Annotated in this window: 3 protein-coding genes and 4 pseudogenes; 2 read left to right on the forward strand and 5 right to left on the reverse strand. The window is 63.6% G+C overall.

The annotated features are described in order from the left end of the window. Positions 1 to 106: 106 nt before the first annotated feature. From MCBMB27_RS31070 to MCBMB27_RS30000, 3 genes and pseudogenes are all read right to left on the reverse strand, one after another. Positions 107 to 445 (reverse strand): annotated as a pseudogene (locus tag MCBMB27_RS31070) (IS3 family transposase); the annotation flags it as partial. A 153-nt stretch (positions 446 to 598) separates the two neighbouring features. Further along, positions 599 to 1,549, reverse strand: a complete 951-nt coding sequence (locus tag MCBMB27_RS29995) for a hypothetical protein (protein ID WP_159020422.1) — start codon at positions 1,547 to 1,549, stop codon at positions 599 to 601. After that, positions 1,512 to 2,279, reverse strand: coding sequence for a hypothetical protein (locus MCBMB27_RS30000; RefSeq protein WP_159020424.1), 768 nt, complete (start codon positions 2,277 to 2,279; stop codon positions 1,512 to 1,514). Before MCBMB27_RS30000 ends, MCBMB27_RS29995 begins: the two co-directional genes overlap by 38 nt. A gap of 444 nt (positions 2,280 to 2,723) precedes the next feature. On the opposite strand from MCBMB27_RS30000, the pseudogene MCBMB27_RS28305 reads away from it, so the two are divergent. After that, positions 2,724 to 4,264 (forward strand): annotated as a pseudogene (locus tag MCBMB27_RS28305) (porin). A 318-nt stretch (positions 4,265 to 4,582) separates the two neighbouring features. Here the strand turns inward: MCBMB27_RS28305 and MCBMB27_RS28310 are convergent. Beyond that, positions 4,583 to 4,924: pseudogene (locus MCBMB27_RS28310) on the reverse strand (integrase core domain-containing protein); the annotation flags it as partial. Between the two features lie 51 nt (positions 4,925 to 4,975). Continuing rightward, positions 4,976 to 6,670, reverse strand: a complete 1,695-nt coding sequence (locus tag MCBMB27_RS28315; protein WP_083683984.1) for an ISL3 family transposase — start codon at positions 6,668 to 6,670, stop codon at positions 4,976 to 4,978. A gap of 103 nt (positions 6,671 to 6,773) precedes the next feature. Between MCBMB27_RS28315 and MCBMB27_RS28995 the strand changes: the two are divergent. Then, positions 6,774 to 6,952, forward strand: a pseudogene (locus tag MCBMB27_RS28995) (transposase); the annotation flags it as partial. Between the last annotated feature and the right edge of the window lies 1 nt (position 6,953).

The following is a 6,953-nucleotide window of genomic DNA, read 5'->3' on the forward strand; positions in this document are numbered from 1 at the left end:
CAGTGGGAGACCGGACGGGCAGCCGCCCAGCGGGTGTTGCGCGTGGCCACCGCCACCTTGCCCTCGTGACAGCGCGTCTCGGTTCCCCCGCATGTCGCTGGAGCAGGAGGCCGTGCACCTTCATGACCCGGTAGATCCGCTTTGCGTTCGGTGCAGGCCGACCGTCCCGCTCGGCCTGCCGGCGCAGAAGGGCATGGATGCGCCGATAGCCGTAGGTCGGTAGATCCGCGCTGAGCACCTGGATTGCACCGAGTAGCTCAGCGTCGGATGCGGGCGGAGAACCGCGTCGGCCCATAGGTTGCTGGGTTGGGGAGGCACTTCGATATGGAGCTATCTCACCTCGGATCGTGCCGGATATGTCGAGGCGGTCAGCCCCGATGGGATCACAGTTGACTAGCGGCCCCAGCCAAGGGAAGGTGGGCCCACGCGCGTTTCGCCGCTTCATAGCGAAAACTTCTACATCACCTATTCGACACAGACTTGGCTCGGTACGTTGACCATTTCCGCCGCACGAATCGTTTCTGGAAGGAAAATCTGCTGTTTGGGGAAGGCTGTCTCAGTTCGGGGCAGTTCGATTCGGGCGGTCTTGGGCATCGCTCTATGTCGTCGCAGCCGCACTACGCGCTTTGACGGACCGTGTGGTTCTGGCGGTCGGGGCTGGCGATAGCAACGACTCGCATGCCACGACGTCTTGATCGAAGCTTGAATCGCAGTTTGCGCATACCTGCGGCAGGGCATCGGCTCTCGTCTTACGAGATAGCGAACCACACGTCGGGCACCGAACCGGCGACTCGGCTTCGAGCTTGTTGAAGGCGATCTTCCGCTTCTCGGCTTGAAGCTTGAGCGCACGAATGAGTTCGGACGGCGCAGCTATGCGCCGGTAATGACCTACACGGTTCGGAACGAACGGACTCTCTGATCTTGACGTTCTCCGAGCCGCGATCTCTCCAACCTTCACATCGTTGACGATAACCTCGGAGGCTTGATCGAGTGCTTCGATGATCTTGTTCTGGTAGAAGTGATTCCTATGCCCAACAGTCTTTCTGTGGTGATTGCGCAGCCACTCTGTCAGCCGTTTGTGCCCCTTGCGCCAAGCCCAAAGGTCCATCCCAACGTTCTCCCTGGCCTGCAAGAGAAAAAAATCACTCTCGCAAAATTTAGCGAGATCGACAGGCCGCTTTTCCGAGATTGATTGGAAGTCACGGAGTAGATCCTGGAAAGGTTGCGCAAAGGACCCAAGATTTGCGCTTTGAAGCATCTCAATGCCCAGCCGATTGCTGGCCTGTAGTCGGCTCCGCAGCTCGTCGATCAGCGAAAAAGACTCGAGCATCGATGCGGGAAGTACGATGAAGCTCGGCGACTGTCCCGAGATGACGACCGTCGCGACCCGCAGGCCATCTGGAACGCGACGCCAGCCGACATCGATTGCTATTCGTTTCGCGCCAGTCGGTTCTGGGACTGCTCGATCAGCCTGTTGCGTGCATATGAAGCTCGCAGCCCATCGCCAGCTATTACCGTGACGGCGACGCGTGATGATGACCTCCTTCACGCGGCAATTGGGCCGGGATCGGCCGATGCATGATCATCGGCCAAGTCACCGTGCGGCGCTCGCCATCTCGGACAAACACGGTTGCGGAAAGGAAAGTGCGCTGAAGCCGGCGACGCTCCCCGCGGATCTCGGACAACCACGCGCGCGCCGATATCGGGCGCACCATGATCTGGCTCAGACTTCCATCGAAGAGAGCCTCGACAGCGGCGCCACCCTGGAGCGTATTGGTGATCCTGCCGTCGCCTCCACCGGAACGACGATGCATGGTTTGACCACCTCGAATCGCCGCACTTCGAGCCCTTTCAAATGAGCGGACGAGCGCGTTGTAGTTGCCCCACCATAAACCACTCTCTTGGCGCGCCACCTTGACCTCCTCGCGTCGAGAAGTTTCCAACGCACGAAGTGCATCGGCCATTCGACGAGCTACATCCTTCTGGATGATGGCGAGTCGGCGCTTAGACGAAGCAATGTCGGATACCGCAGCGCTTGCCGCGACGGAATTGTCGTATTGAGATTTAGCCTCTGAGAAATTCTTTTCTTGACACATCAGACTGATATACTTAGAAATATATTCGTCATTAATATAAACGAGCTTATTCCACAAATCATCCATAAGGCGCATCTCGCTTTCGCAATCTTCCGCCCAATTTGTTGGCTGCAGAAGCCCGTATTTTCGGATCACGACTTCAGTCTTGATGCCGCCGAAGGGCGTCGTCGACGTCACGGTCATCAATTTTGCCCATTATTGGAGAAACGGCGAAGATTTGCTGCCGACATCCAAGTTCGGCCAATCTCGGGCCTGCAACATAACATCACACCGATTTTGTTCCGGAGACACGCTGCGTTCCACACCGCCCACCTTGACGTGCCGCGAAACGCAGCAGGCGTGCCGAAAAGTGATGCGCCCCTGTTGATACAGCAAGCCTTTGCCGGCAAATACCTTCCCGAATTGTGGCACTCAGGCAACAACGCTTTGGAACTGGCGAAGGAAGACGAAATCAGCGTTGCTCCCCAGAACGTGTTCGCACATGGTGATCGTGCACGGGGGCATCGCCAAGCGAGAGCCCGCAGGAGCCCGCCACTTAAGACGCGGGCCAAACCTACAGAACGTGCGGCTAGACCCGGACAACCGGGCACGTCCGCATCATTGGGTCTCGAAGCTTTGGAGATGTCTATGAAGCTCTTGAAGAGCTCATTGCTCGGGTCTGCTGCTGCGTTCGCGGCGGTGGGTGCTGCTCATGCCGCCGACCTGCCGGTCAAGAAGGCGGTCCCGATCGAGTACGTCCGCGTCTGCGGCGCCTACGGCGCCGGCTTCTTTTATATCCCCGGCACCGACACCTGCCTGCGCATCTCGGGCCGCGCCCGGTTCGAGGGCGGCTACATGACCAGCTACTCGCGTCAGGGCAGCAACGGCGACACGTCGGGCTACCAGGGCCGCTTGCGCATCAACATGGATGCCCGCACCCAGACCGCCTACGGCACGCTGCGCGCCTTCGTCCGCCTCGATGCCGGCTCCCGCACCGGCTACTCCGGCGTCGGCACCTCCGGCACCCAGCAGCGCATCGGCCAGGCCTTCCCGGGCCTCGGCATCGACCAGTTCGGCCGCGCCCAGCAGTACGTGAACGTCGACAAGGCGTTCATCCAGTTCGCCGGCATGACCGCCGGTCGCGCCTCGTCGTTCTTCGACTTCTACGCCCACGACTTCGAAATCATCGGCAACACGCTCGGCTCCGACGTCGCCTCGACCAACTTGCTCGCTTACACGGCGACGTTCGGCAACGGCCTGTCCGCCACGATCTCGGCCGAAGATCCGGTCTTCCGCCGCAGCGTGATCTTCTCGCAGACCATCAATCCGGCTGGCGTGACGGTCAACGGCAACCTCGCGAACTTCGCACAGACGTCCTCCCCGGCCGAGGTGTTCATCGGCTACACCAACGGCGTGCCGACCCGGTACAGCTTCGTCGACGTGATCCAGCGCTCGCGCATGCCCGACTTCGTCGGCGCCCTGCGCCTCGACCAGGCCTGGGGCTCGGCTCAGGTCTCGGCCGCCGTCCACGAGCTGAACGTCGGCAACGTGGCGAACGGCGCCGGCACCGGCACCGGCTCGAACATCAGCATCCCGCACGCCAGCAACTCGTACGGCTGGGCGGTGCAGGGCGGCCTGAAGATCAACACGCCGTTCATCGCGCCGGGCGACGCCCTCTGTACATGAACGACGCGACGCTCAATCCGTTCACGGGTCAGCTGGAGCAGTCGACGAGCTTCACCGCGACGGCCTCGTACCTCCACTATTGGTCGCCGGAGTGGCGCTCGGCCTTCTTCGGGTCGTACGGTGAGATGAGCTACGGCAGCGGCGCTCGTCTCGCCCAGGGCGCGGCCTTCGCGCTGGCGAACAACACCGGTGGCAACTCGTTCGGCGTGAACGGCGTCGGCGTGCCGGGCACCCGGTTCTACCAGCTCAGCGAGGCGCTGCGCGACACCTACCAGTTCGTGGCGGGCGGCAGCATCATCTGGTCGCCGGTGAAGGACCTCGATATCGGTGTCGAGGGCTTCTACACCCAGATCGGCGTCAAGAACGGCCGCGTGATCGACCGCGACAAGAGCCCGACCGCTTACGCCAACGTCGCCGGCATCAACAACGGCACCTTCGTGCCGCGGACCACGACGGCGGACAGCGTCTCCACCTTCCGCTTCCGCGTCCAGCGCGACTTCTAAGCCGCTTCACCGGCGCCGGGGCTTCGGTCTCGGCACCGGTCCCCGTGCTTCAGGAACCTCAAGGCTCGGCTTCGGCCGGGCCTTTTTCGTTATGCGCGGGAATGTGTCGATGCTGGATGAATGATGGGCAGAGGCGCCGCTGAATAATTGCCGGTCCCGCGCGCCTCCGCTGAGGCGGACCCGCAGAACCGGGCAGCCGAGCGTCGTCACCTCTCTGATGATCAGTCCTCGCGAGCGCACGAGGAGCATTGGCGATGGTCCAGCTCGGGGGACTCGTCATTGACCTGACCGGTATTCTGGACCGAGCCGATTGGGAGGCTACTGCATGGCCGCTGCCATGAGTAGCCGGAAGGCCAGATCCGGGTAGCTGACAGGCGCGGGCGGCCGATAGCCCAGGGACGAGTGCAATCGGACGCGGTTGTATGTAGTTTGCCAAAGACCGATCACGATCTGCGCTTCCTTCAGAGAGTAGAAGATCTCCTGCCTCAGGCACTCATCGCGAAGCTTGCCATCGAAGCTCTCACAGTACCCGTTCTCCCACGGCGAGCCCGGCGCGATGTACTGGATCTGTGCTCCGGCTTTGGCGACCCATTTGCGCAACGCCTTGGAGATCATCTCAGGGCCATTATCGCAGCGGATGTTCTCCGGGATGCCGTGCAGGCACATGGTGGACTTGCTTCGCAAAAGTGGCTCTTCGTCATTTCGTGTGGGTCAAGGAGCCAGAAGCACGCGACGGCGTAGGAGGTCGAAGCCGGCCCGGCCGTACATCAGTCGCTTGATCAGCTTCAGTTTCGTAATCTGGCCCTCGGACTGAGCGTTGCTCCACGGCATCGTCAACGCCGCCCTTACCGCGGCCGCATCAACGACGAGCCCGCTGGCGAACGTCTGCGCGGCGCGGATGCCGCTCGCCTTCGCCTCGACGATCCAAGCCTCGAACGCCGCCAGACGTCGGATGCCATGGGCGGACGATCCGTTCCCCTTCCTCCCGGCCTCGCGTACGAACCCGACGAAGCGCTGGACCAGCCCGTGTAGCGTGGCCGCGTCTGGATCCTGCACGATGCGCGCGAGAAGCGCGCTATCGGCCGGGCTCAGCCGGTCCGGCGCCACCGTCATGATCCAGGCGAGGACCTTCGATCCCGGCAGTTGCTCGCGCCGCGCCGGCAGCTCGGCCCAGCCGGGGGCCGTCATGCCGGGAACGGCGTCACGCCAGCGTCGCGGCGTGGTGATCGCGACCTTCGTCCGTCGACTCTGCAGCCATTTGTGGACCTGCCGCGAGCCGCCCGCGTAACCGCGTTCGAGCAGCTCTCGCAGGAGCTGCAATCCGTTCTCGCAGCCCTCGGCACGGCGGCGCTCGAGATAGGCCAGCCAGGGGTCGAGCTGGCTTGGTCCAATCCGCCGTTCGCCGCGTTCCGGGGGCCTCTCCATGGAGGCGTAGCGCCGCACTGTTGCCGGTGCCAGAGGGATCGCGCGCGCGATTTCCATGATCGACTCGCCGGCCGCGCGGCGGCGCTGCACCTGTGCATGACGCACGGCCCTCCAACGTTGTGCCTCCTGCGCGGCAGTTTGATCTGTGCGGCTGCGCGGGAAAGCGTGGTCGCGGGCGTAATTGGGAACGGGAGCCGCCGCGCCGGAGGGGACGGGAAGGGCGCGCAGGCGGGCATGAGCGCCGACCAACCAGCGTTCCAGCATCTGGCGCGCGTTCAGAAGGAGGTGCCAGCGATCCGCGACTTGCTGGGCACGCGGGACGACGGCCTGGGCCGCACGCGCGTAGCCTGTCGACCGATCCCGTGCGACGATCTCCAGATCGGTGTGCGACGCTAGCCAAGCCTCGAAGGTCGCCGAGTTGCGGTCGGGCAGAAGATCGATGGCACGATGATGGTCGAGGTCGACGACGAGCGTGCCCCAGGCGCGCCCGCGACGCCAGGCCCAGTCGTCGACACCGATTGCCCGCGCTCGTGCAACGCGCGGCAGGGGCGCGGCGTGCATGAGGCGCAGCAGCGTCGAGGCGCTCGCCGGCATGGAGAGATTTGCCAGCAGGCGCGCACCGGCTCGAGCGTTGATGGCCAAGCCGACGCGCTGCTGGGCCTTGGCGAGGCGTCGGGTTCGTCGGGCGTGCGGAGCCAGGAGAGAAGGGGCAGGAAGGCAGAATGTCCGTCGGGGACAGGAGGGGTTGAGGCAGCGCAGACGCCGGACGGTGAGGTCGAGCCGAACGGCGCGTCCAAGGGAGGGTAGATCGGCGGGGTGCCGCTGATAGGAGCCGTGACGGGCGGTGCTCAGCGTGCCGCAAACGGGACATCGTCCTGCGCAGCGACAGCCGCGAACGTGCATGACAACGCTCGCCTCATGCCCGTCTTCGATGGAGAGTACCCGGCAGCCGGGAACCTCGTGCAGCCGCGCCATCGCCAAGCTCCGTCCTTCTCACACGAACGGAGAACGCACGGGGAAGCCACACGAAATGACGAAGAGCCGCAAAAGTGGAGAGCTCTTTTCCTGAAGGAGGGGGGTTCCGATGGCAGACCGGAAGCAAACCTTTACCCCCGAGTTTCGTGCTGAGGCGGTGCGTTTAGCGCAGACGAGCGGGCGGTCCCGCCGCGAGGTCGCCGCCGATCTCGGCGTCGGGCTCTCGACGCTGCGCAACTGGATCGACGGCCGGCGTGAGCGGGAGATGACAACCCGCCGGCCGATCGGC

The organism is Methylobacterium phyllosphaerae (assembly GCF_001936175.1).
GTDB classification, from domain to species: domain Bacteria; phylum Pseudomonadota; class Alphaproteobacteria; order Rhizobiales; family Beijerinckiaceae; genus Methylobacterium; species Methylobacterium fujisawaense.